Source organism: Flavobacterium ammonificans (assembly GCF_020885975.1).
GTDB classification, from domain to species: Bacteria; Bacteroidota; Bacteroidia; order Flavobacteriales; family Flavobacteriaceae; genus Flavobacterium; species Flavobacterium ammonificans.
Window position 1 is genome coordinate 1,187,445 of the sequence record NZ_AP025183.1, and the last position, 25,989, is coordinate 1,213,433.

Here is a 25,989-nt window from a genome sequence, read left to right on the forward strand (position 1 = left end):
AATTAGAACCTATGAAAGGAATTATACTCGCCGGAGGATCCGGTACACGTTTGCATCCCTTGACCTTGGCAATGAGCAAGCAAATGATGCCTGTCTATGACAAGCCGATGATTTATTACCCCTTATCTACTTTGATGATGGCGGGAATCCATGAAATTTTGATTATTTCAACGCCTCATGATTTGCCTAATTTTCAAAAATTATTAGGTGATGGATCGCAAATTGGTTGCCAATTTAGTTATGCCGAACAAGCTGTTCCTAACGGGTTAGCACAAGCTTTTGTAATTGGTGCTGATTTTATTGGGAATGATTCGGTAGCATTAGTTTTAGGAGATAATATCTTTTTTGGTGCACATATGCAAGAATTATTGCAATCCAATACGAAGCCTGATGGTGGTGTGGTATTTGCCTATCATGTTTCAGATCCAGAACGTTATGGTGTAGTGGAATTTGATGCCGATTTAAAGGCACTTTCAATAGAAGAAAAACCATTGGAGCCCAAATCAAATTATGCCGTGCCGGGCTTGTATTTTTATGACAATTCAGTGGTGGAGATTGCGAAGAATATTCAACCTTCTGCCCGAGGAGAATATGAGATTACCGATGTTAACAAGGAATATTTGAGACAAGGCAAATTGAAAGTAGGTATATTAAGTCGTGGAACTGCTTGGTTGGATACCGGAACTTTTGCCAGTTTGATGCAAGCTGGACAGTTTGTACAAGTGTTAGAAGAGCGTCAGGGATTAAAAGTAGGTTGTATAGAAGAAATCGCTTGGAGACAAGGATTTATTTCTACGGAACAGTTAAAGGCTTTAGCAGAGCCATTGCGTAAATCTGGATATGGTGACTACCTTATGGGTGTGATAAAAAATAAATTGTAAGATTAGGTTGAAATAATTTAGAAATTAGTAGTCTTAGATTCCATTTATTTGTTTAATTTTGAGTGAAATGAAAATGTATTTGTTAAAAAAACATTTAGAATAAGCTAGTCATTTGATTACCAATATATGTTAAATAAAAAAGATAATTCGGTTTCTTATTTTTCTAAAGAAAATTTGAAATTTAGCATCAGCAGTTTGAATTATTTACCAAGATGGATTATCCTGGCAATTGATTTTACCGTTTTAGTTGCTGCTTGTGTTTTTAATTTTTTGCTTTTTAGGGGTACTGGTTTGAAATTTATTTTCACCCCTTATTGGAGAGAACTAGTCAGTTTCTTTCTCATAATGAATGTCTTTTCTTTTTGGTTGTTTAGAACCTATTCTGGAATTATTCGTCATTCCTCTTATATAGATGCTGTGAAATTATTGTTTTCACAGATTTCAATTTTAGTATTCTTTTTAGTATTCAATTTGGTTTACGAATTAAATTTTAATGAAAAAGCCTACTTGAATACTGCTTTATTTGTAAATACTGTTTTTACATTTTGTGGCTTGTTTTTATATCGAGTTATTGTCAAGCGTACTTTTGAATTGTACTTTTCTGAAAACTCAAAAAATCAATTGGTTCGCACCATTATTTACGGAACTGATGCCAATGCCATTTCTGTTGCCAATGCTTTAAATTTTGAAACTCCAGCCCGCTTTAAAGTAATTGGTTTTGTGGATCATCGGAATCAAAACGTTTCTAAAAGAATGTTGGATTTGCCTATTTTGGCTCAAAAGAAAAAATTACCTGCATTGATGCGATCTGTTGGTGCTGAAGGGATAATTATAGCTGATAAGGCATTAACAAAAGAAGAACAAATTGTAATTGTAGATCAATGTTTGGAATATAATTTTAAAGTATTTACTGTTCCATTGATTACCAATTGGGAGAATCAAAAAGAAATTTCTCAAAAGATTAAAAATATCCAAATTGAAGATTTATTGGAGCGTAAACCGATCGTTCTTGATGATAAATCCATTTCAAAGCAATTAAAAGATAAAACAATTTTAATTACTGGGGCTGCAGGTTCCATTGGAAGCGAAATAGTACGTCAAGTACTCAGTTTTGAACCTAAAGCCATAATCATGTTAGATCAAGCAGAAACTCCTTTGCATGAATTAACATTAGAAACCCAATCCTTAGATACAAAATGTACTTTGCACAGTGTCATTGCCGATGTGAGAAGTAAAAAAGCCATGGAAGCTGTTTTTGCAGCTCACCAACCCCAGGTTGTCTACCATGCTGCTGCCTACAAGCATGTTCCTTTGATGGAAGAAAATCCAGCTCAGGCTATCATTACCAATGTGAAAGGAACTAAGAATTTAGCTGATTTATCTTGTAAATATGGCGTAGTGAAATTTGTAATGGTTTCAACTGACAAAGCGGTCAATCCATCCAATGTAATGGGTGCTAGCAAGCGTATTGCTGAGAAATATGTACAGTCTTTACAATGGAAGCACTCTAAAGATGCTACTGGTATTGTGACGAAATTTATAACGACACGTTTTGGAAATGTATTGGGTTCCAACGGATCAGTAGTGCCTTTGTTTACCAAACAAATTGCCGAAGGCGGTCCAGTTACGATTACACATAAAGATATTATTCGTTATTTCATGACGATTCCAGAAGCTTGTCAATTGGTTTTAGAAGCTGGAGCTATGGGTAATGGTGGTGAAATTTATATTTTTGATATGGGTAAACCTGTTAAGATCTATGATTTAGCTCGTAAAATGATTAAGCTTGCTGGATTTACCCCTGATGTAGATATAAAAATTGATATTGTAGGATTGCGTCCAGGCGAAAAATTATATGAAGAATTATTGAATGATTCAGCAAGAACCATTCGAACGCATCACGATAAGATTATGATTGCTCAAGAAAAACAAGAAGAGTTTGAAGAGCTGCATCAAGATATAATCGAATTGATTTCTGGTTCAGTGGTGTATGACAATGAGGCTATTGTAGCTCAAATGAAGAAAATTGTTCCTGAGTTTAAGAGTATGAATTCAACTTTTGAAGTGTTAGATAAGTAATACTTATTTTACTATTAACATACGAATCCCTAGAGAATATTTCTTTGGGGATTTTTTGTTTATAGCCACTAATGCGCTAAGACGCAAAGGGTTGTAGTCGGTTGTCAGTTGTTGGTTGATTGTTGTTGGTTGACTTCGAGTCCCAAAGACTCGGGACAGTCAACGCCTATTCTTGTTGGCTGAGGCTGTCGAAGTCAACATTCGTTGTTTCATTTTCATTAATCTAATGTTGTCCCAAAGTGTGTAGATTCAACTTCGTAAATCGTAACTTATATATCGTAAATCAAAAAACACACCCCTAGCCCCTATAACTCTAAATTTTATTGATTTATTTGAATCGTTGAATCTTCGATTTCGAGAGGGGAATTTATACTGCTACTTACACGAATTGTTACATTTTCAAATTATTCAATTATTATATTTTAGTGAGTCTTTGAGCTGTCATCCTGAGCTTGCCGAAGGACTTTGTGCTCTTTGTGATTAATTTTAAACCATATAAGTCATATAAGATAGTATAAGAAGTCGCTTCGCTCTGTTACAGCACATTTAAGTACTACAACCTGAACACTTTTTTTTAAATTGATCCTTCCCTTAATCGTACTTCGTATATCATAAATCGTATAACACACCCCTAGCCCCTCTCGAGAGGGGAACGCATTGTAGTTTGAAAATCGTCCCGAAGCGTCGGGATCGTACTTCGTACTTCGTACCTCGAATATTTTTAAACCATATAAGTCATATAAGATAGTATAAGAAGTTGCTTCGCTCTGTTACAGTTCATTTAAGTACTACAACCTGAACACTTACAGCTGAATCCTGAACACTCTCTTAAATCAAACATTATAAATTGCTACATTCCTAAATCGTCCCTCATATATCGTAAATCGTATATTATTAGTTTGTAAAAAGAATATATCTTAATTTCGCGGTTTTAATTTCGACACCCCACATTTATGTTTTTTAATTCGTTGTCCTTTGCGGTTTTTTTACCCATCGTATTTGTGCTGTATTGGTTTGTTTTTAACAAAAGCAAAGCCAGCCAGAATACAGTATTAATTGTAGCGAGTTATTATTTTTATTCCTGTTGGGACTGGCGTTTTTTGTTCTTGTTGGTATTTTCAACCTTCCTGGATTATTATACGGGGCTCCGAATCGAAAAGGGGAAAACAGAATTGGGACGAAAGTTTTGGTTTTGGTTGAGTATTGGAGTTAATCTTGGTTTTCTAGGCGTATTTAAATACTATAATTTCTTTGCTAGTTCGCTATCCGAAGCGTTGAATGGGATTGGGTTGTCTACTAGTCCATTGTTACTGAATATAGTATTGCCTGTTGGGATTTCGTTTTACACCTTTCACGGTTTGTCCTATGTGATTGATATTTATTTGAAACGCATCAAGGCCGAAACGAATTTTGTGGATTATTCACTATTTGTAAGTTATTTTCCGTTGTTAGTAGCTGGACCTATTGAACGAGCCACTCATTTATTACCTCAAGTAAAAGTCAAACGTCATTTTGATTTTGAAAAAGCCAAAGAAGGCGTATATCAATTTTTGTGGGGATTAGTCAAAAAAGTGGTCATTGCCGATACTTGTGCTACCTACGCCAATGCTATTTTTGATAATTATTCGGCGATGAATTCGCTGTCGCTGATATTGGGAGCGGTCTATTTTGCTTTTCAGATTTATGGTGATTTTTCAGGCTATTCGGATATGGCTTTAGGAATGTCAAAGTTGTTCGGGATTGACCTTTTGCGTAATTTCAATTATCCCTATTTTTCAAGAGATATAGCTGAGTTTTGGCGCCGTTGGCACATTTCGCTTTCGTCTTGGTTCCGTGACTATTTATACATTCCCTTAGGAGGGAGTAGTGGAGGCATGGGGATGAAAATTCGCAATACCTTTATAATTTTCTTAGTCAGTGGTTTTTGGCATGGTGCCAATTGGACTTTCATCGCTTGGGGATTGATTAATGCCATTTATTTCTTACCCTTATTGCTTTTGAATAAAAACCGTTCTAATATGGAGACGGTGGTTTTGCAACGCAATTGGGATTCCGTTCGGGTTTTTGGAAGTATCCTTACTACTTTTTTAATGAGTTGTTTGGCTTGGATTTTTTTTAGAGCGAGTTCTATTAGCCAAGCGTTGCAGTATATTCAGCAGATTTTTACTGACCAACATTTCACCTCCCAATTTCTTAAAAATCAGCGATACAATTATGAGTTGCTCTTTTTGATTGCTGCTTTTGTTGTGGTAGAGTGGAATTCTAGAATTCAAGTAGAACCTATTTCAGGAAAGTACAGTGGTATAAAATTAGTCTTGTGTTTGGCAGCTATTTTGGCTTTGGGTACTTTTTCTGATTATAAAGAATTTATATACTTTCAATTTTAATGCAAAAATTCATCCGTTTAATCGCCTTTATACTAATTGCTGTCTTATTTTTGGCAGTAGTATTGGATTGGGGATATACCACCATTTTTCAGCAATCGTCTACTAGAGGAAAAATCGAATATGTCTATCATGCTAGTCCGCAACAGTACGATGTAGTTTTTTTAGGTTCGTCTCGAGCCAATAATCATTTTGTGGCGCCACTCTTTGAAGAAAAAGGAATCAAGACTTTTAATTATGGCATGAGTGCTTCGCATTTGTTTGAAGCTTCGTTGTTATTGAAGTTGATGGTAGAACGAAAATTTGTAATTAAAAAATTGATTTTGGAAACCGATATGAATTTGGCTAACGAAACCCGCGATGCTGGAATATCCGCTCAATTTTTACCTTATTTGCACGATTCTGAAATTATAAAAGATCATTTTTCGGTGGAGCAAGATTTCTGGAAGTTGTATTATATTCCGTTTTACCGTTATTTGGCTTTTGATGCTAAAATTGGTTTTCGCGAAATGAACCGTAGTTGGCGTCAAGTGCCAACGAATTATTTAGATAATTTGGGATATCATCCATTGGGCGGTAAGAAAAAGGGGAATATGAAAAATGATATTCGTAAGATGCAACCTTTGGATAATCGCTATTACAAAGAGATAAAAGCGATTTGTAAAGCCAATAATATCCAATTGATTGCCTTAATGACGCCCATGTGTTCCAATGTTAAAGGCATGGATTATTTTGATAGAGTGAAATCCAAATATCCTGAAATTCATAATTATGAGAATGCAGTTGAAGGAGACCAGTATTTTTCTTCTTGCGGACATTTGAATGATGAGGGCGCTCGAATGTTTACGGAGATTATATTGAAGGATTTCTTTGGGAAGTAGGATCGGTTATCTGTTTTCGGTTGTCGGTTGTTAGTTTTCTGTTGCTTGTTGTTGACTGTCCCGACTCTTCCGGACTCGAAGTCAATATTTGGTATTCTGAATTGTACCTCGTAAATGGAATATTTTTAAACCATATAAGTCATATAAGATAGTATAAGAAAGTCGCTTCGCTCTGTTACAGTTCATTTAATTAGTGCAACCTGAACACTTAGAGCTGAATCCTGAACACTCCATATATCGCAAATCGTAACTCGTATATCCGAAATCACTAACACACCCCTAGCCCCTATAACTCTCTTTTTTATTGATTTTGTTTGGAATCGTTGAATCTTCGATTTGAAGAGGGGAACGTCTAGCGCTAGATAGACGAATTGTAACATTTTTAAATTATTCAATTATTCTAATTTTAGTGAGTCTTTGAGTCTTCTTTGTGCTCTTTGTGTTTAATTTGGAACCATATAAGTCATATAAGGAAATATAAGTCAATATAAGAAAGTCGCTTTGCTCTGTTACAGTTCATTTAAGTAGTACAACCTGAACACTTTGAGCTGAATCCTGAACACTCTCTCAAATTAAACATTAGGAATTGTTTCATTTTTAAATTGCTACATTCCCAAATCGTCCCAAAGCTTCGGGATCACAGATCGTACATCGTATATCGTACCTTGTAAATTATATTTCTTTTTTCCAAAAACCTCTTACTAATACAACACAACTAGTAATAATCAAAGGAGTTACTATCCAAAGATGTGCTTTGTTGATAAGTAGTAGCGAATAGATTACTAGTGCAAACAAGTTGAGCCAAAGTGTATATCGTATTCCGTTTACATTTTTAGCTTTTGCAAATGCTAGTAGAACAAGTAAAAAAGGATTGAATAACAAGATGTTGTAATTGTTGCCTAGTTCTAAGTGGGTAGAGTAGAGGCCTAAAATGATAAATGCAATTCCCAACACTCCTATACTAGCCAAATAAATAGTGTCAGTTGTTCTTTTGTTTATGAGAAGTACAAATGCTAATACGATTAGGTAAGTATACGGATTGTTCCACCAAGAGGAATTGGTTTTTGGTTCAAATTCCAAAAGGGTTCTGTTTTCTTTTGCAATAGGACTTTGGCCTAATTGGATCTGATCCAAACTTTCTTTTAATTCAAATGGCAGAAAAATAGCAGTTCCAGCTTGATCTGTTTTGGTACCGAAAAGAATACTAGTTCCTAATTGCTCATAAAAATGATTGTTGAAATAAGGGAATAAGATGCTTCTATAAGTTGTAGTTGTATCTCCTTTTTTTACAATTATATTTTTAGTAAGCGCTTTGTTAATTACGTCTACTGTCATTGACGTACAGTTTTGGTCAATGAATTTATAGGTGTATTCGCGATTTTCCAGTAATAATGATTTATTTAATAAGTCAAATAATCGTTGTTTTTGTGTGGCCGAAAGGCGAAGTACTTGTTCGTATACGGAACGTTTTTCGTAGCTATAATTAGTAATAAAGTCAGTATATGAATTGGCTACTGCAAAATATTGGAGATTGCCTTTGGCAAATTTTAGGGCGAAATTTGGGGTACCAAAATCAAAGGCACCATAATTATATACTACATCTATCCCATTTGCTTTGTCCTTTACCCGAATGGCAGTATGACCAAACAAGGCATACACTTCAGTACTAGTTCCGCAGGTCAATACACTTATTTCGGCTTCTTTCGAAAGGGAAATTGTTTGTGAAAAACTCAACGGAATACTCATCCAAAAGAGTGTGAATAGAATTATTTTTTGCAGGTTAAGAAATTTCATAGTTGGGTATATTGCTATTGCTTTCAAAATTAAACTTTTTTACAAAGAGTTACTATTTATAGCCTACAAATATTGATAAACCAGTAGTTCAAGAGAAAAAACAGAGGTCAAAGGTTTTAGCATTCACTAATTGTATTAAATTTGCCTCCCAAGACAGTTAATTAAACAGTATGATGACGATAAAAAAACAGGTACCTAATACGATTACCTTACTCAATCTTTTCTGTGGTTGTATTGCCATGGTATTTGCGCTGAACAAAGAGTTCGAAATGGCTTTTTATTTTGTAAGCTTAGGTATTTTCTTGGACTTTTTTGATGGTTTTTTTGCGCGCTTGTTTCATGTATCTAGTCCCTTAGGATTGCAATTGGATTCATTAGCCGATATGGTGACCAGTGGTGTTGTTCCAGGAATTGTTATGTATCAGTTGATGGGAAGCTCGAGTGGGTATCCGAAATTAGGTTGGATCGTTGAGCCATTTCCATTTGTAGGTTTTTTTATTACTTTAGGGTCTTGTTATCGTTTGGCCAATTTCAATATTGACACCCGTCAAACCGACTCATTTATTGGCTTGCCAACCCCTGCCAATGCCCTATTTATTTTGAGTTTACCTTTGGTGTTACGTAATTTGGATTCTTTTTTTGTATTGGAATTGTTAACGAATCCTTTCGTTTTGATCGGAATCACTTTGCTTAGCGTGTATATGCTGAATGCTGAAATTCCGTTATTCTCATTGAAAATCAAGCAAATGAGTATAAAGAAAAATGCCCTTCAGATTGGATTTTTGCTAAGTTCGGTAGTTTTAATTGCTAGTTTTCAATATGCCGGAATTCCTTTGGTAATAGTATTGTATGTTCTACTATCGGTAATTACCAATGTACTAGCATCAAAATGACAAATCTTTTAGTTAGAATGTCCTTTTTTTGTTGCTAACAGCACAATGAGTAGGAAGAAAAGAAGCATAAATACCAAAACCAAAACCGACTTTGGATTAGCAAAATTAATTGTTAATCCCATCCATTCTTGACGTTTAGGAGGTAATAAACGTTGGTCTTCTTTGTTGTAATACAAGCAACCCCATTTCCAATTATTCGGATCTTTTTGCCATTTTTCTAAAGTCTCTTTGTCCGGTTGCTCCATTTGTTCTTAATGCCGAATTAGAATTCTAATTTTTTCTTTCTCAATTCGAAGTTCTGTCCCAAATACACTCGGCGTACCATTTCGTCTTCTACTAATTCTTCCGGAATTCCTGCTTTAAGAATACCTCCTTCAAACATTAAGTAAGTTTTGTCAGTAATAGCTAAGGTTTCTTGAACATTATGATCGGTAATTAAGATACCAATGTTTTTATTTTTCAATTGTGCTACAATGCGTTGAATATCTTCTACAGCTACTGGATCTACACCTGCAAAAGGTTCGTCTAGTAAGATGAACTTCGGGTCGGTGGCCAAACAACGGGCAATTTCAGTACGTCGTCTTTCTCCTCCAGAAAGTAAATCACCTCGATTGGTGCGTATGTGTTCCAGACTGAATTCGGCAATTAAACTTTCCATTTTGGCTTCTTGTTCAGCTTTTGAAAGGTTGGTTAATTGTAATACGCTTAAAATATTATCTTCAATACTTAGTTTTCTAAAAACAGAAGCTTCTTGTGCTAAATAACCAATTCCAGCCTGAGCTCTTTTGTACATGGGATAATCAGTGATATCCAAATTGTCTAAATGAATACTGCCTGAATTGGGTTTCACTAAACCTACAATCATGTAAAATGAAGTCGTTTTTCCTGCACCATTAGGGCCTAAGAGACCTACGATTTCTCCTTGGTTTACTTCCACCGAAATACCCTTAACAACGCTACGGCCTTTATAGGTTTTTACCAAATTGTCTGCTCTTAATATCATTTTAAATGTGTAAATTATTCAATTAGTAAATGTAATAATTGGTTTATTGTTACATCGATGCATTGGTATATTATTGATTATTCTCTAAAGCTTCCCAAAATTCGTATGCTCTACGCAAATGAGGGACCACAATAGTTCCGCCAACAAGGGTAGCAATTCCCATGGCTTCCATCATTTCTTCTTTGGTTACGCCTTCTTTGTGACTAGTTTCCAAATGATACTTAACACAGTCGTCACAACGCAATACTGCTGAAGCAACAAGGCCTAAAAGTTCTTTTGTTTTTACATCCAAAGCGCCTTCGGCATAGGCATTTGTGTCCAAGTTAAAGATTCTTTTGACAATTTTGTTATTGTCTGCCAATAATTTCTCGTTCATTTTAGAACGGTACTCATTAAATTCTTCTACAATATCAGCCATTTTCTTTGTTTTTATTTCGGATTACAATTTTAGAAATTAAAATACTTGCTTCATATATAATTAACATAGGGATGGTAACGATAATTTGACTCACCACATCGGGCGGAGTAACAATCGCGGCTACAATTAAAATGATAATTACAGCGTACTTCCAGTATTTTCTTAAAAAAGTAGGGGTGACCAAACCTAATTTGGTTAAAAAGTAAATAATGATAGGCAATTCAAAAAACAAACCACAGGCAATTACACTTGTTTTGAGCATTCCAATGTAAGAGTCGACGCTAAACTGATTTTTAATGACATCACTGACAGTAAAGGTGGCAAAAAAGTTGACCGACATGGGTACAATAACAAAATAACCAAATAATACTCCTAAAAAGAAAAGAATGGATGAGGTGAACACAAACAATTTAGCATGCTTTTTTTCTTTTTCATACAAAGCGGGGCTAATAAATTGCCAGATTTGCCACAAAATAAAAGGAAAAGCTAAAATGAAACCCGCGGTGATACAAGTCCAAATTAAAATATTGATTTGACCTTCCATATTCGTATTTTGAATGATGAAAGCCATTTCAGTTACGCAAATACTATCGGCAAAACCCAATTGGTGTGATAAATCACAAAAAAATCGGTAAGTAATAAAATCCGCTTTGGTTGGCCCAAAAATGACATCATTAAAGATAAAGTCGCTCACGAAGAAAGTCACTGTAGCCATTACCAAAATGCCAATAGTACTCTTAACCAACAACCATCGTAGTTCTTCTAGATGATCTAAAAACGACATTTCGTTCAAATCTTTCTTTGCCATTATATAATTCCTTCTTTTAAAATATCGTGTAAATGCAATACGCCTTTGAATTCTGAATCGTCTACTACAATCAATTGGGTAATTTTAAAATTTTCCATCAAATGAAAAGCATCAATAACCATCGCTTCAGAAGAAGTAGTTTTTGGATTTTGGGTCATGATGTCCTTTGCTGTTAGATCGGAAAAGCTATCTCTTTCGTTTAACATACGTCGGATATCGCCATCAGTTATGATTCCGATTACTTTATTGTTTTCTACAACGGCGGTTACTCCTAATCGTTTTTCTGAAATTTCGAAAATTACTTTTTTGATTGGAGCATCAGGAGCCACCATAGGTTTCAAGGAGTTTTCGAGCATGTCCTTTACGCGAAGTAATAATTTTTTACCCAATGCGCCTCCTGGATGGTACACGGCAAAATCTTCTGCTTTGAAGTTGCGCATTTCCATCAAACATACTACTAAAGCATCACCCATAACCAATTGAGCAGTAGTGCTATTGGTAGGCGCTAAATTATTTGGACAAGACTCGCTGTCTACAGTTGTGTTTAAAACTATATCAGATCCTTGCGCTAAAAACGAACTCATATTTCCAGTGATAGCAATCAAAAGATTGTCAAAGCGTTTTAATAACGGAACTAAAACTTTAATTTCAGGACTGTTGCCGCTTTTAGAAATGCAAATAACAACGTCTTCTTCTTGAAGCATACCTAAATCGCCATGAATGGCTTCGGCAGCATGTAAAAAAAGTGATGGTGTACCAGTCGAATTGAAACTAGCCACCATTTTTTGAGCAATGATAGCGCTTTTGCCAATACCCGTAACCACTAATCGACCTTTGGATTGGTATATTTTTTCTACCGCAGCAACAAAATTAGCATCGAGTAAATCGGCTAATTTTGAGATGGATAGGCTCTCAGAGAGTATCGTTTTTTTGGCACTTGCCAAAATATTTGATGTTGTTGTCAAAACAGAATAGTTAAATTTGTGTTTGTAAAAGAAAATAGTATCTTTATGTGGTGCAAATTTATACAAAATACCACACAGTAAATAATGAATTCAAACGAAATTGATATCCATAAAGAATTAAAGAAGTATTTTGGCTTCGGACAATTCAAGGGACTGCAAGAACCAGTAATTAAAAGTATTTTGAATAAAGAAAATACTTTTGTTATTATGCCCACGGGAGGCGGTAAATCACTTTGTTACCAATTACCTGCTTTGATTCAAGAAGGGACAGCCATTGTGGTGTCTCCATTAATTGCTTTAATGAAGAATCAGGTAGATGCTATTCGGAGTTTATCTTCTGAAAATGGCATTGCTCACGTATTAAATTCTTCATTAACGAAAACAGAAATTACTCAAGTTAAAAACGATATTACGGCGGGTATTACAAAATTATTGTATGTTGCTCCAGAATCTCTTACTAAAGACGAATACGTTCAATTTCTTCAATCGGTTAAAGTCTCTTTTGTAGCCATTGACGAAGCGCATTGTATCTCGGAATGGGGACATGATTTTAGACCGGAATACCGAAATTTACGTTATATAATAAAACAGTTAGGTGATGTGCCTATTATTGGGTTGACCGCTACGGCAACTCCAAAAGTGCAGGAAGACATATTGAAAAATTTAGATATGTCTGATGCTACTACTTATAAAGCGTCTTTTAACAGACCTAATTTGTACTATGAAGTACGAACAAAAACCAAAAATATTGAATCGGATATTATCCGTTTTATCAAACAAAATAAAGGTAAATCAGGAATAATTTATTGCTTAAGCCGTAAAAAAGTAGAAGCGATTGCCGAGGTGTTGCAGGTGAATGGCATTAGTGCTGTTCCGTACCATGCTGGATTGGATGCCAAAACACGTGCCAAACATCAAGACATGTTTTTGATGGAAGATGTAGAAGTAGTAGTGGCAACTATTGCGTTTGGTATGGGAATTGATAAACCGGATGTACGTTTTGTAATTCACCACGATATTCCAAAATCATTAGAAAGTTATTACCAAGAAACAGGTCGTGCTGGTCGCGATGGGGGCGAAGGTCATTGTTTAGCCTACTATTCATACAAAGATGTAGAGAAATTAGAAAAGTTTATGTCGGGTAAACCCGTTGCAGAACAAGAAATTGGATTTGCTTTATTGCAAGAAGTAGTCGCTTATGCTGAAACTTCGATGTCCAGACGTAAATTTTTATTACATTATTTCGGAGAAGAATTTGATAGCGAAACAGGAGAAGGAGCCGACATGGATGATAATGTTCGTAATCCGAAAAATAAAGTAGAAGCCAAAAATCAAGTAGTTAAATTACTTGAAGTGGTAAGAGATACGAAGCATTTGTACAAGTCTAAAGAAGTAGTGTTTACTTTGATTGGCCGAGTAAATGCAGTGATTAAAGCGCACAAAACCGATTCGCAATCCTTTTTTGGTTGTGGTGTAGATCATGATGAAAAATACTGGATGGCTCTGCTACGACAAGTTTTGGTTGATGGCTATTTGGCCAAAGATATCGAAACCTATGGTATCGTAAAAATTACGGATAAAGGCTTGGATTTCATCAACAACCCGATTTCATTCCTGATGTCTGAGGATCACGAATACAATGAAACTGAGGACGATGCTATTGTAAGTGCTGCTAGTGCCTCTGGAACTGCTGATGAGGCTTTGATGGCAATGTTACGGGAGTTGCGTAAAAAAGAAGCGAAAAACCTAGGGGTACCTCCTTTTGTAGTTTTCCAAGATCCATCTCTAGAAGATATGGCTTTGAAATATCCAATCTCACTTGATGAATTAACAAACATTCACGGTGTTGGAGAAGGAAAAGCCAAAAAATATGGAGCACCATTTTTAGCCTTAATTAGCCGTTATGTAGAGGATAATGATATCATTCGCCCTGACGATTTAGTCGTTAAATCTACGGGTGTGAATTCAGCCAATAAATTGTACATCATTCAAAATATTGATCGTAAACTTTCACTTGATGATATTGCTTCCGCAAAAGGAATGTCGATGGATGATTTGATAAAAGAGATGGAACAGATTGTTTATTCTGGAACCAAATTGAACATCAAATATTGGATTGACGACATGTTAGATGACGATCAGCAAGAAGAAATTCATGATTATTTTATGGAATCAGATTCGGATAAAATAGAAGATGCACTGAAAGAATTTGATGGAGAATACGATATTGATGAACTGCGTTTGATGCGTATTAAATTCATTAGCGAAGTGGCTAATTAATTTATTTTTCTTCATATAGTTCGCCTCTATGAGGTTTTAAGGCATCACGAACCGAGATCATATAGTCGTCTGTTACTACCATAAAGGCAATTGCATACATATCATTGAGTATTTGATACCCAGTGATATTGATTGGTAACTTTTCAATAGTACTATATTCTTTTAAATGAATTTCATGATGTTCTGCAGTTTTAGCCGCAGCTGGTCCTCTAAAATCCCAAATTAATTTAATTTTTCTTTCCATTTTTTGCAATTGAGTTGCAAAGGTACAAACTCTAAAGTAAAATGGTTGGTATTTTGATTGACCGAATTCACTTCAAAATGTTATTTTTGCCAATTGTTTTGCTAAATAGGCTTTACAATAATTAATCCATACCCAATGCCTAAAGAACTTTTACTTCAAGTTAGTCCCGAAATAGCTGCAAATACTGCCTTGTTGCAAGAGCATTTGTCCAAACAAATAAAGGTTGGAGTAGATGATATTCAACATATTGCTATAGTAAAACGTTCTATAGATGCGCGTCAAAAAGCCATCAAAGTCAATTTAAAAGTTGTAATTTATTTGCAAGGCGAAACTTTTCAAGAATCATCGATAGCGCTTCCGGATTATCCTAATGTTACAAATAAACAAGAAGTAATTGTTATTGGCGCAGGACCAGCTGGCCTTTTTGCAGCCTTGCAATTGATAGAATTGGGATTAAAACCCATTGTGGTAGAACGCGGAAAAGATGTTCGCGGTCGTCGTCGTGATTTGAAAGCCATTAATCGGGACCATATTGTCAATGAAGATTCCAATTATTGTTTTGGCGAAGGGGGAGCAGGAACCTATTCAGATGGGAAGCTGTATACTCGTTCTAAAAAGCGTGGAGATGTTACCCGAATATTGGAATTGTTAGTCGCTTTTGGTGCCACACCCGATATTTTAGTGGAGGCACATCCGCATATTGGAACCAACAAATTGCCTCAAATTATTCAGGATATCCGTGAAAAGATAATCGAATGTGGCGGACAAGTTATGTTTGAAACCCGTGTAACGGATATTTTGATTAAAAATAACGAAGTCCAAGGTGTGGTAACTCAAAATGGCGATACTATATCCGCCAATAAAATGATTTTAGCAACAGGGCATTCGGCTCGTGACATTTTTGAAATGTTGGATCGCAAAAAAGTACTGATTGAAGCCAAACCATTTGCTTTAGGAGTGCGAGCAGAACATCCACAATCGCTAATAGATAGCATTCAATACAGTTGTGATTACCGTGGCGAACATTTACCACCAGCGCCCTATTCGATTGTTAAACAAGTGGGCGGTCGAGGCATGTATTCTTTTTGTATGTGTCCGGGTGGCGTTATTGCACCATGTGCTACAAGTCCGGGTGAGGTGGTAACCAATGGATGGTCGCCTTCTAAAAGAGATCAGGCTACCGCTAATTCGGGAATTGTCATCGAATTGAAGTTAGAAGATTTTAAACCTTTTGAAAAATTTGGTGCTTTGGCCGGAATGGAATTTCAAAAAAGCATCGAACAAAAAGCATGGCATTTAGCTGGTCAAACACAGCGTGTTCCTGCCCAACGAATGATTGATTTTACTCAGAATAAAGTGTCTGCAAGTATTCCTCCTACGTCTTATGTACCCGGAACTACTTCAGTAGAAATGGGACAGGTGTTTCCTGGATTTTTAAGTCAAATACTGCGTGAAGGATTTACCGAATTTGGAAAATCGATGAAAGGATATTTGACTAATGATGCCATTTTGCATGCGCCTGAATCGCGTACCTCTTCGCCTGTACGAATTCCGAGAGATGGAATTAGTTTAGAGCATTTACAAATCAAAGGATTGTATCCTTGCGGTGAAGGAGCTGGTTATGCAGGCGGCATTATTTCGGCTGCTATTGATGGCGAAAAATGTGCTTTGAAAATTGCCGAAAGTTTAAATTTATAAAAACAATTATTTTGAGGCCTTATCCATATAATCTATGGTAAGGTTGGCCATAGACTTCATGCCCAGAACGAATCCACTTTCATCGATATAAAAATCAGGGGTATGATGCGAAGGCATTTCTTCGGCTTTTTTCCCTTTTGGCATTCCCCCAAGGAAAAAGAACAAGCCTGGAATTTTATCCTGATAGAATGAAAAATCTTCAGCACCAGTTACGGCTTCCGTTAGAATTACATTTTCTTTTCCTGCTGAACTTTCTAATGTTGGAACCATTTTTTCAGTTAAGCTAGGGTCATTATAAGTTATCAATGTTTTCTTTGTAATGTCTACTACTGCGGTTGCTCCAGCGCTTTCGGCAATGTTAGTGGCGATTTGTTTCACTCTGGAGTGTATATAGTCTTGCGCTTTGCTGTCAAGAGTTCGAATGGTACCACTCATGTTTAGTTCTTCAGGAATAATATTACTTCGGATACCTGCATTCACTTGACCCACACTTACCACAGCAGCATTTTCAGTAAGCGCCATGTTTCTGCTTACTATGGTTTGCAAACCAAGAATAATTTGAGATGAAGTTACAATTGGGTCAATCCCTTGCCAAGGTGTTGCGCCATGCGATTGTTTACCACTCACTTTTATTTTGAACCAATCCGAAGACGCCATGGTGCCTTTTGGACGGTATTTTATCTTACCTACTTCAGTTTGAGCGTTGATATGAAGTCCAAAAATCACATCTACTTTTGGATTTTCCAAGACTCCTTCTTTCACCATTAGTTCGGCACCACCTTCTTCACCTTCTGGAGCACCTTCTTCAGCGGGTTGAAAAATAAATTTGACAGTTCCTTTAATTTCTTTTCGTAATTCAGCAAGAATAGTCGCTGTTCCCATCAACATAGCAACATGCGTATCATGTCCACAAGCGTGCATTACTGCTACCTTTTGATCGTTATATTCGCCTTCTGCTTTAGATGCAAAAGGAAGGTTTACTCTTTCTTTTACTGGTAATGCATCCATATCTGCGCGAAGTGCTACAACGGGACCTGGTTTGCCTCCTTTTAATAGTCCGACAACACCGGTTTTTGCAACACCAGTTTGCACTTGTATGCCAATACTTTTTAAATAGGTCGCAATTTTTTCGGCAGTTTGAAATTCTCTATTGCCTAATTCAGGATGTTGATGAAAGTCTCGTCTCCATTGAATAACTTGTTGCTCAAGAGCTGCTGCTTTTTGAGCTATTTTTGATTTAAGAAGCGTATTTTGAGATTGAGCAATAGAGGTTATTGCTAGGAAAAAAAAGAAGATTAGTTTTTTCATTTGGGTTATTATAAGAATGTGTAATAACCAAATGTACAAAAACTAATCTTTAGTTGTACTTTAAGCAAAAAGACTGCAACTACTTTTTATTGTTTTTTCAAGCGACTCTTAAATAATTTTTCAAATTTTTCAATTTTGGGTTGAATTACCATTTTGCAGTAGGGTTGACTTTTGTTGTTATTGTAATAGTCTTGGTGATAGTCTTCGGCTTTATAGAATTGAGTAAGTGGTTCAATCGTAGTTACAACAGGACTGTCGTATACTTTAGATGTCTCTAAGGCGTTAATGATGTTGTGTGCCTCTTGTTTTTCTTTTTCGTTCGTATAAAAAATAACCGAACGGTATTGCGTTCCTACATCAGCACCTTGACGGTTCAGTGTGGTTGGATCGTGAACGGTAAAAAATACTTTGAAAATTTCATCCGTATTGGTTTGAGTTGGATCATAGGTAATTTGAACAACTTCTGCATGTCCTGTTGTTCCTGAGCAAACTTCCTCATAGGTTGGATTTTCAGTGCGACCACCAGCATATCCTGAAACAACCGATTGAACCCCTTTTAGATTGTCGTATACTGCTTCAACACACCAATAACAACCTCCTCCAATAGTAATCGTTTTAAAGGCTCCTTTTTTTGCTACGGGCGCCGAATCTGGAACAAAATCAAGTGAAATAGCATTCATACAATATCTTTTTCCTGTTGGTTCTGGACCGTCATTAAACAAATGTCCTAAATGGCTGTCGCATCTGCCACATAGCGCTTCGGTGCGAATCATTCCGTAGGATTTGTCTAATTTAAAGACAATACTTTCTTTATTTTCTTGTTCAAAAAAACTAGGCCAGCCACAACTGCTAGTAAATTTTTGATTGGACTGAAATAGTTTGTACCCACAAGTAGCACAATAATAAGTTCCTTTGGTTTCGTCATTCCACATCGTTCCGGTAAAAGCTCTTTCGGTATCGGCCTCACGTGCAACTGCGTACAAATCAGGAGAGAGGATTTTTTTCCACTCGGCATTAGAAACAGTTAGTTTTGCAGTATCAGTATTGGAATAGTATGGATTTTCAGGTTTAGAAATAGTATTTGACATAACAGTAGTTTTGGATTTTTTTTGTTTTGTTGTTTGACCACATGCAGAAAAAAATAGCAAGGGAACGAGCAATAGAAAGTAATATTTCATAGTATTGATTGTTTGTTTTTTTACTGGTTGGTGATTTATAGGTATGTAAATTTAACACTTTTGTAGATTAGACATTCGTTAAACTTTGTTTAAAATAAAAAATCAGCGGTTGTACCCCTTCTTTTTTGTATTTTTGGGAACCAATAGTTTTGTATGATTGAAGAGAATGTAATTTTAGTTAACGAAAGAGATGAGCCCATTGGCTTAATGCCAAAAATGGAAGCCCATGAAAAAGCGGTTTTGCATCGTGCTTTTTCTGTTTTTGTATTGAATAGCAAAAACGAAATTATGTTGCAACAACGTGCGCATCACAAATACCATTCTCCGCTTTTATGGACGAATACTTGTTGTAGTCATCAACGTGAAGGCGAAACAAATATTCAGGCGGGTAGTCGACGCCTTTTTGAGGAAATGGGTTTTAAAACGGAGCTCAAAGAATTATTTCATTTTATTTACAAAGCGCCTTTTGATAATGGTTTAACAGAACATGAGTTGGACCATGTGATGATTGGGTATTACAATGACGCACCCAATATAAATACTGAGGAAGTAGAGGATTGGAAATGGATGCCTATAGAGGCGGTTAAATCCGATATTCAGAATAATCCTGATTTGTATACCATTTGGTTCAAAATCATTTTTGACGAATTTTATCATTTTTTAGAAGAACACACCCTATAAAACACTTACCAATGAGAGTTACGATTTCAAGAAAAGCCCACTTTAATGCGGCACACCGATTGTACAGAAAAGATTGGTCATTTGAACAAAATAATGCCGTTTTTGGGAAATGTAACAATCCGAATTTTCACGGTCACAATTACGAATTGATAGTGAGTGTAACTGGCGAGATTGATCCAGAAACGGGTTATGTAATGGATGTTAAGATTCTTTCAGACATTATTAAGGAAGAAGTCGAAAACCAAATGGATCATAAAAATTTGAATTTAGATGTTCCTGAGTTTCAAGATTTAAATCCTACGGCTGAAAATATTGTTGTCGTAATTTGGAATAAAATTAGAAAACGCATTCCTGCAGCTCACGACTTAGAAGTGGTTTTGTATGAAACACCACGTAATTTTGTAACCTTTAAAGGATAAGTATGGCATTAGCAATAGGCGATAAAGTGCCTCAATTTACTGCAACAGATACTAATGGAGCTAACTTTGATAGCACTACTATCATTGGTAAAAAGCCTTTGGTACTTTATTTTTATCCAAAAGACAATACGCCAGGATGTACTGCACAAGCTTGTAGTTTTAGGGATCAATACGAAGATTTTTTAGATCTTGGTGCTGAGGTAATTGGTGTAAGTGGCGACAGTTTAGCTTCTCATCAAAAGTTTACTAAACAATATAAGTTGCCTTTTTTACTGCTGTCTGATTCAGATAGAAAACTCCGAAGATTGTTTGGTGTTCCCACCTCTCTTTTCGGAATGTTGCCTGGAAGAGTTACTTATGTAATCGATACGGAAGGTGTTGTTCAATATGTTTTTAATAGTATGTTAGCAGGTCAGCATTTACCCAAAGCACTTGCCGCAGTAAAAAAAATAGTGGCTCAGTAAACCAATAACATTTTGATTGAGACCTATTCCAGCTGCGCTAACTAAGTGTAGGTTCAATGGAAAAGCTTCAATTTTAGAAATTTACATTTCGTAGTAAGGAATAGAAAGATTATGTGTACTTTTGCACACGCAAATTAAAATTAAAAGTAAAATGGCAAACGTTAAGAATTTAAAGAAAGACATCAACTACGTTTTAGGAGATATTATTGAAGCAGTATATTTATTTGAAATTTCTACTTCAGGAGTTCCTACACCTGAGACTAATGCTTTAATCGATGAAGCTATTGCGGCTTTCGATTTATTGATCACAAAAGTTAACGCTAAAAACGTTGAAAACAAAAAAGCGCATTTCAAACAAATCAATGTAGAATTGGAACAAACTGCTAATCAATTGATTGCTAAAATCAACGAATTATAGTCGAAAAAAACCGTAAAAAAGTGCTTATTTATTTTGGAAAATAGAAATTCAGAATTATATTTGCACCCGTAATACGCTGCCAGCGTAGCTCAGTTGGCTAGAGCAGCTGATTTGTAATCAGCAGGTCGTGGGTTCGAGTCCCTCCGCCGGCTCCAAAAACCATAACGAAAGTTATGGTTTTTTTATTTCATACTATTCCACAAAAAAACCGACAATTAATTGTCGGTTTTTGTTTTTGTATGGATTCGATTTTTATTGTTGCTTTTTGATAGTAGCAATATAATCCGTCAATTTTTTCCCGTATAGCGATTTGGCTACTTTTGGTGACATTGATTTTTGAATCGTATCTAAGTATTTCAAATTGATGTCATAAATTTCAGAAAGTGCGATATAAGGAGCTACTTCATTCTCTTTGTTATTGATAGCAAAATTAGCTGCGTGCAGGTACTTTCTTTTTATGTTGGATTCCTGTAAGTTGATGATTCGGTCCACTTCTTTAGCATTATTATTCTTCTGAGCATTGAATTTTTTTTCAATTAGAGTTAAATTTTCTTCTTGAAAGCGGCGATCTATCTTTTTGAAATCATAATATAAATCCTGGTTTTTAGAACCTGTTACTTTTGCATCGGCTAAATAGTTCTCTAAATTAGTTTCAATGTTTACATTGCCAGGTTCAGCAAAAAAGTAAAGGTTATTATCCATTGAATTGGTTACTCCTCGATCTAAGAAAAGATACAACATCTCTGGAGATTTTAATTCTATATCAGTTTCAAAACTGGAGTTTCCCTCAATTTTAATCGTATCTATTGCAACAAGTTTGTTGTCTTTTTCTCTTTGAACATATAAAGTTCCTTTTTTTAATCCTTTAATAGTTCCTGTAAGGTGGAGGTTGTTTTCTGATTTCTTTTCAGAACAAGCAAATAATAGTGAAGCGGCTACTAAAGCGATACTTATTTTTTTCATGGGTATTTGTATTTTGGCGCAAAATAACGAAAATTGTTGGAAAGCGAGTTTGAATTATAAAAAAAATCCCAATCTATTTCTAAATTGGGATTATTGTAGGAAAAACTATTTTTTTATCCTTTTAACCAAGCATTTTTCATATTGGTTTTAGCACTGTCAGTTGCTTTTAAACCTTCTACTTCTTCATAAGGCAAGCTTACTTTTCCAGTTAGGATTTGTTCTTTACCGTCTCTTTTGATTTTTACAGTAATAGCATCGTTTTCTTTCCAGTTTTCGCTTTCCCCAATCATTTCATAAATGTTATCTAATGTGTATGCTTTGTCATTAATAGCTAAAATAATATCATTAACTCTTAAATCCAATTTTTTATAGAAATCGATTAGTTCTGTATCAGGTCGCACTAAAATTTCTTTAGTGGCTTGATTAACGGTAATGTAAGGCGATTGTCCTTTTAAGAATACGTTACCCGCTTTTTTATCATTAGTTTTAGTTACTCCCACTTTGGCTAAGAAAATCTCATAGGGAATTGGTGTTGGTCCCGATACATAAGTACTTAAAAAGTTTCCTACTTCTGGATAGGTTAGTGCAGTGATTTTTGCAAATAATTCGTCGTCATTGAAAGCTTTTTCTACACCATATTCTTTTGATAGTTGTTGCATTAAGCTCAAAATACCTCTTTCTCCATTACTTTTTTCACGGATAATGATATCAATACACATTCCTATTAAAGCACCTTTTTGGTAGACATTTAAGTATTGGTCCTTATATGGACTCTTCAATACATTGGCACTCATAGTGGTGAATGGCATTTTATCGTCTAAGTTTTTTGCTTGTTCGATTTTTTCTGCCATACGATTTAGAAAGTCAGTTTCGTCAATTAATCCTTGATTGATTTGGAACAAATTAGCAAAATATTCCGTTACACCTTCATACATCCACAAGTGTTGTGACATTTTAGGTGCATTGTAATCAAAGTATTGAATTTCGTTAGAATGGATTGTTAATGGGGTTAGAATATGGAAAAATTCATGAGATACCACATCAATCATCGATTTTTGTAACTCATCAAGAGGCATCATTTCAGGTAGTACAACAGTAGTAGCTGTAGGATGTTCTAATGCTCCAAATCCTTTTGCATCTTCTGGTTTCATAGACGATAAGTACAATAAAACAGAGTATTTTTTAGTAGCATTGATATCGCCTAAAAATGTTTTCTGAGCCGTCATCATTTTTTTCATTTCAGGAGTAATGCTTTCTGCTGTTACTTTTCCTGAAGGCGAATAAACTGCAATTTGAATTTCCATTCCGTTTACATTAAATGAGGTGTAATCCGGTTTGGCATACATAATTGGATTTTCTACTAATTCAGCATAACGAGGCGTATTGAAAACATCTTTGGTTGCACTGGCGTCAGTATCAATCATAGAAGTTGCTCCCCAAAGTGTCTCCGGATGCGTGATAGTAACTTGATAAGGCAAGTCTTTTTTGTCTTGGAAGTACCCTACAAATCCATGTGTGTTGATTACAAAATTAGTTCCGGCATCGATATTGGTTCCAGCAGGAGAAAAAATATCAGTTCCAAATCCACCGCCTTTTTCAGTGTCGAAAGTGTCATTTACCAAATAGGTAATAGTCGCTAAATTTTTAGCATTGGAAATAGACCAGGTATTGTCGTCCGTTTTTGTTACCGCTAGTGCAGTTCCTTTTGCATCAAAGGCTTTAAAATCTTCTATGTATTTTCCGTAATTATCCTCAGAATACGTTCCTGGAACAATTTTAGGAATACTATAGGTAATTTTATCCGCAGTAAATTTCGGAGATTTTACAGTCACTTTTACTTTATCGTCTTTCACATCGATAAGGTCAATGCCTACTTTAATATCTTGTTTTGGAGTAGCCTTTTTTTGGGCGTTTGCCACTTGGTTGTTCCAAAGAAAAGCCACTAGAGCTAATGCAATAATTGATTTTTTCATTTTGAATAATTTAGATTGGGTTATTAGTATCAGGTCTGCTGTAATTGTTACAGTTTACAACGAGCGAATAAAAGTAGTAATTATTGAAGATAATTCAATGCTAATAGGTAAATCAGGATTCGTGTAAGCCGCTTTATTTTCTGCATCGTCCCCTTTTATTTCTTTAAATACATGATTCATATTCTGAATAATATGGAGTTGAGCATTCAGTTTGGCTTGTTGTAATAATTGAGCGTCTTGCACACTTACTTGAATGTCTTTGTCACCGTTGATTAGCAGGGTTGGAATCTGTAGTTTTTTGATTTCAGTTTGCGGATTGTATTTGATCCACGAAATCATATAGGGTTGCACACTTGCTCTAAATAAAGAAGCTAGCATTTGATTTTTTAATTCGAAGGTAGTGCCGTTTTTTAGTGTTTCTAAATTTTTCTGGACTTCCTCTTTTAAGAAAGGGGCTTGCTTTTCAATTTGTTCCAAGAGAACTTCATCAATTGGGCGACCTGCTCCAGCAATTGAGATATAGGCATCAGCATTGCCATTGGCAGCCACCATACCAATTAAAGCGCCTTCGCTATGTCCTGCAACGGTAATGCTGTTGTATTTTTTTTGATTTTTGAAGTGTTGAATTACAGCTTTAGCATCGTCAATAAAGTTATCGAAAGATAAACTCGATTCGTCTAGTTTACCACTAGCCATTTGAGCAAATATTCGTTTGTCATAACTGTACACTGCAATACCATTATTGGCTAGGGCTTCGGCTAAAAGTTTCAAGGAATTATTGGATAGCCCCATTTGATTGCCATCGCGATCTGTTGGACCTGAACCAGCTATGAGAATGACTAAATTTAGTTTTTTGTTCTGTTGGTTTGGAGTATACAAACTACCGTTCAACAAGGAATTTACTGTTATATTCTCTTTAGTAAAGGCTGCTGTGACTTGTGAAAAAGAAGATGTAGATACTATAAGGAATAATGAAATAGCGATTTTTCTCATGGGTTTGCTGGACGTATAAAAAAAACTCCTGTTATTCAGGAGTTCTGTATTTTAGTCTAATTTATTTTTGATATAATATTTACCATCCAATTCATCGTCAAAATCATCAATTTTTACAGGTTTTGGTTTTGGTTTGTTGGCAGCCGCTTTCTTTTTCCACATTTCGAATTTTTCTGCGGGCATTTTCTTTTTCATAATTTCTAAAACCTCTTTTTCTACCAGTCCAAATTCTTTTTTGATAATTTCAAAAGGGTTTCTTTCTTCTAGGGCTAAAGTCATCAGTTTTTCCGTCTCTTCCCAATTTAATTCTTTACGGCTACTCTTTTTCATGAGGTGAAAATAATTCAGATCAATTTAATTTATAATTTATTTAGTTGTTTAGTTTTTAAATAGAAATCAATATTAATAAAAAAAATAATTACTTCAACTTGTCCGTTTACTTTTTTTTCTGAAAAGGTATTTTTAATAAATTCTTCAAATCATTGTGCTCATGAGGTTGCATATGAGTATCCACACCAAAGACAATTTCTTCCCTTGGTAAAACCTTAAAAGTGCCAAATAAGCGATCCCAAATAGAGAAAATATTACCATAATTACTATCTGTATACGGCATCACATAATGGTGGTGTACTTTGTGCATATCTGGAGATACTATGAAGTAACTCAAATACAAATCCACTTTTTTAGGTAAAGCAATATTGGCATGATTGAATTGAGTGGCTACTACAGAAAGTGTTTGGTATAAAAAAACTAACCACATTGGTGTTCCAACCAAAAGTACTCCTAAGGTGGTAAATACAAATCGAATCACACTTTCGCCTGGATGGTGACGGTTAGCTGTAGTCGTATCTATCCAAGTATCGGTATGGTGAATCAAATGAAAACGCCACAGTATTTTTACTTTGTGTTCAACCAAATGCACCAAATAAGCCCCAATTAAATCAAGTAATAACAGCCCAACTAAGGCATAAACTCCAATCGGCATTTCAGGTAACCATTGTAAAATTCCAAAATTATTGTTCACCGACCAATCGGCTACTTGCAATAAAATGAAAGCCAAACAAAAGTTAACGATGATGGTGGTTAAAGTAAAGAATATATTAATTCCCGCATGATGCCATCTACGGTATTTAAAATTGAATAACGGAAATGCGTTTTCAATCAACCAGAAAATAGTAATTCCGCTCACTAAAATTAAGCTTCGATGCGAAGAGGGAATGGTCGAAAAGTAAGATATAATAGTGTCCATAATTGTATAATTTGA

General features: G+C 35.4%; 25 protein-coding genes and 1 tRNA gene. 12 read left to right on the forward strand and 14 right to left on the reverse strand.

All coding sequences use genetic code 11. The features are described from left to right. Positions 1-11 precede the first annotated feature (11 nt). The 4 genes from rfbA to LPC23_RS05290 all read left to right on the forward strand — a co-directional run bounded on the left by rfbA (position 12) and on the right by LPC23_RS05290 (position 6,225). A complete protein-coding gene (gene rfbA, locus LPC23_RS05275) occupies positions 12-881 on the forward strand; it encodes a glucose-1-phosphate thymidylyltransferase RfbA (protein WP_229328645.1) in 870 nt (289 codons plus the stop codon). A 126-nt stretch (positions 882-1,007) separates the two neighbouring features. Continuing rightward, entirely contained in the window at positions 1,008-2,960 is a 1,953-nt protein-coding gene (locus LPC23_RS05280) for a polysaccharide biosynthesis protein (protein ID WP_229328648.1), read from the forward strand. Positions 2,961-3,913: 953 nt separating this feature from the next. Then, a complete protein-coding gene (locus LPC23_RS05285; RefSeq protein WP_229328650.1) occupies positions 3,914-5,347 on the forward strand; it encodes an MBOAT family O-acyltransferase in 1,434 nt (477 codons plus the stop codon). Continuing rightward, a complete protein-coding gene (locus LPC23_RS05290) occupies positions 5,347-6,225 on the forward strand; it encodes a hypothetical protein (RefSeq protein WP_229328653.1) in 879 nt (292 codons plus the stop codon). The genes LPC23_RS05285 and LPC23_RS05290 overlap by 1 nt, the downstream gene beginning before the upstream one ends. Before the next feature lie 672 nt (positions 6,226-6,897). On the opposite strand, the gene LPC23_RS05295 is transcribed toward LPC23_RS05290, so the two are convergent. Beyond that, positions 6,898-8,019 (reverse strand): lipoprotein N-acyltransferase Lnb domain-containing protein, encoded by a 1,122-nt coding sequence (locus LPC23_RS05295; RefSeq protein WP_229328655.1) that lies wholly within the window; start codon positions 8,017-8,019, stop codon positions 6,898-6,900. 173 nt (positions 8,020-8,192) lie between these two features. Between LPC23_RS05295 and LPC23_RS05300 the strand changes: the two genes are divergently transcribed. Then, entirely contained in the window at positions 8,193-8,912 is a 720-nt protein-coding gene (locus LPC23_RS05300; protein WP_229331578.1) for a CDP-alcohol phosphatidyltransferase family protein, read from the forward strand. Positions 8,913-8,920: 8 nt separating this feature from the next. On the opposite strand, the gene LPC23_RS05305 is transcribed toward LPC23_RS05300, so the two are convergent. The 5 genes from LPC23_RS05305 to LPC23_RS05325 form a co-directional block, all read right to left on the reverse strand. Continuing rightward, positions 8,921-9,157, reverse strand: coding sequence for a DUF5808 domain-containing protein (locus LPC23_RS05305; RefSeq protein WP_229328657.1), 237 nt, complete (start codon positions 9,155-9,157; stop codon positions 8,921-8,923). A gap of 17 nt (positions 9,158-9,174) precedes the next feature. Further along, entirely contained in the window at positions 9,175-9,915 is a 741-nt protein-coding gene (lptB, locus tag LPC23_RS05310) for an LPS export ABC transporter ATP-binding protein (RefSeq protein ID WP_229328659.1), read from the reverse strand. Positions 9,916-9,985: 70 nt separating this feature from the next. Further along, a complete protein-coding gene (locus tag LPC23_RS05315; protein ID WP_229328661.1) occupies positions 9,986-10,333 on the reverse strand; it encodes a carboxymuconolactone decarboxylase family protein in 348 nt (115 codons plus the stop codon). After that, entirely contained in the window at positions 10,326-11,141 is an 816-nt protein-coding gene (gene tatC, locus LPC23_RS05320) for a twin-arginine translocase subunit TatC (protein ID WP_229328663.1), read from the reverse strand. Before tatC ends, LPC23_RS05315 begins: the two co-directional genes overlap by 8 nt. Beyond that, complete coding sequence (locus LPC23_RS05325) at positions 11,141-12,106, reverse strand: KpsF/GutQ family sugar-phosphate isomerase (protein WP_229328665.1); 966 nt, start codon at positions 12,104-12,106, stop codon at positions 11,141-11,143. The genes tatC and LPC23_RS05325 overlap by 1 nt, the downstream gene beginning before the upstream one ends. A gap of 84 nt (positions 12,107-12,190) precedes the next feature. On the opposite strand from LPC23_RS05325, the gene LPC23_RS05330 reads away from it, so the two are divergent. Next, positions 12,191-14,386 carry a RecQ family ATP-dependent DNA helicase gene (locus LPC23_RS05330; protein ID WP_229328667.1) on the forward strand — a complete coding sequence of 732 codons (2,196 nt, stop codon included), beginning with the start codon at positions 12,191-12,193 and terminating at the stop codon, positions 14,384-14,386. A gap of 1 nt (position 14,387) precedes the next feature. Here the strand turns inward: LPC23_RS05330 and LPC23_RS05335 are convergent, their stop codons facing one another. Further along, entirely contained in the window at positions 14,388-14,630 is a 243-nt protein-coding gene (locus LPC23_RS05335) for a hypothetical protein (protein ID WP_229328668.1), read from the reverse strand. Between the two features lie 135 nt (positions 14,631-14,765). Here LPC23_RS05335 and LPC23_RS05340 point away from each other — a divergent pair, with 135 nt between their 5' ends. Continuing rightward, positions 14,766-16,328: an NAD(P)/FAD-dependent oxidoreductase gene (locus tag LPC23_RS05340; RefSeq protein ID WP_229328670.1), complete on the forward strand. Its 1,563-nt coding sequence runs from the start codon at positions 14,766-14,768 to the stop codon at positions 16,326-16,328. Positions 16,329-16,334: 6 nt separating this feature from the next. Here LPC23_RS05340 and LPC23_RS05345 read toward each other — a convergent pair whose 3' ends face one another. Continuing rightward, entirely contained in the window at positions 16,335-17,636 is a 1,302-nt protein-coding gene (locus tag LPC23_RS05345) for an amidohydrolase (protein ID WP_229328672.1), read from the reverse strand. An 86-nt stretch (positions 17,637-17,722) separates the two neighbouring features. Further along, entirely contained in the window at positions 17,723-18,814 is a 1,092-nt protein-coding gene (locus LPC23_RS05350) for a bifunctional methionine sulfoxide reductase B/A protein (RefSeq protein ID WP_229328674.1), read from the reverse strand. Positions 18,815-18,967: 153 nt separating this feature from the next. Here LPC23_RS05350 and idi point away from each other — a divergent pair, with 153 nt between their 5' ends. The 5 genes from idi to LPC23_RS05375 all read left to right on the forward strand — a co-directional run bounded on the left by idi (position 18,968) and on the right by LPC23_RS05375 (position 20,951). Then, the gene (idi, locus tag LPC23_RS05355; RefSeq protein ID WP_229328676.1) at positions 18,968-19,495 is read left to right on the forward strand and encodes an isopentenyl-diphosphate Delta-isomerase; all 528 of its coding nucleotides are present in this window, start codon (positions 18,968-18,970) and stop codon (positions 19,493-19,495) included. 11 nt (positions 19,496-19,506) lie between these two features. Then, positions 19,507-19,914 (forward strand): 6-pyruvoyl trahydropterin synthase family protein, encoded by a 408-nt coding sequence (locus LPC23_RS05360; RefSeq protein WP_229323335.1) that lies wholly within the window; start codon positions 19,507-19,509, stop codon positions 19,912-19,914. Between the two features lie 2 nt (positions 19,915-19,916). Then, the gene (locus tag LPC23_RS05365; protein WP_229323337.1) at positions 19,917-20,378 is read left to right on the forward strand and encodes a peroxiredoxin; all 462 of its coding nucleotides are present in this window, start codon (positions 19,917-19,919) and stop codon (positions 20,376-20,378) included. Between the two features lie 151 nt (positions 20,379-20,529). After that, positions 20,530-20,796, forward strand: a complete 267-nt coding sequence (locus tag LPC23_RS05370) for a hypothetical protein (protein ID WP_229323339.1) — start codon at positions 20,530-20,532, stop codon at positions 20,794-20,796. A 78-nt stretch (positions 20,797-20,874) separates the two neighbouring features. Then, positions 20,875-20,951 (forward strand) — tRNA-Thr (locus tag LPC23_RS05375). 97 nt (positions 20,952-21,048) lie between these two features. Here LPC23_RS05375 and LPC23_RS05380 read toward each other — a convergent pair. From LPC23_RS05380 to LPC23_RS05400, 5 genes are all read right to left on the reverse strand, one after another. Further along, entirely contained in the window at positions 21,049-21,759 is a 711-nt protein-coding gene (locus tag LPC23_RS05380) for a DUF4369 domain-containing protein (protein WP_229328678.1), read from the reverse strand. A 113-nt stretch (positions 21,760-21,872) separates the two neighbouring features. Beyond that, positions 21,873-23,732, reverse strand: a complete 1,860-nt coding sequence (locus tag LPC23_RS05385) for a M61 family metallopeptidase (RefSeq protein ID WP_229328680.1) — start codon at positions 23,730-23,732, stop codon at positions 21,873-21,875. 54 nt (positions 23,733-23,786) lie between these two features. Continuing rightward, complete coding sequence (locus tag LPC23_RS05390; protein ID WP_229328683.1) at positions 23,787-24,725, reverse strand: alpha/beta hydrolase; 939 nt, start codon at positions 24,723-24,725, stop codon at positions 23,787-23,789. 51 nt (positions 24,726-24,776) lie between these two features. Then, positions 24,777-25,055 (reverse strand): DUF2805 domain-containing protein, encoded by a 279-nt coding sequence (locus LPC23_RS05395; RefSeq protein ID WP_229323347.1) that lies wholly within the window; start codon positions 25,053-25,055, stop codon positions 24,777-24,779. Between the two features lie 106 nt (positions 25,056-25,161). Further along, positions 25,162-25,974 carry a sterol desaturase family protein gene (locus LPC23_RS05400; RefSeq protein ID WP_229328685.1) on the reverse strand — a complete coding sequence of 271 codons (813 nt, stop codon included), beginning with the start codon at positions 25,972-25,974 and terminating at the stop codon, positions 25,162-25,164. Positions 25,975-25,989 lie beyond the last annotated feature (15 nt).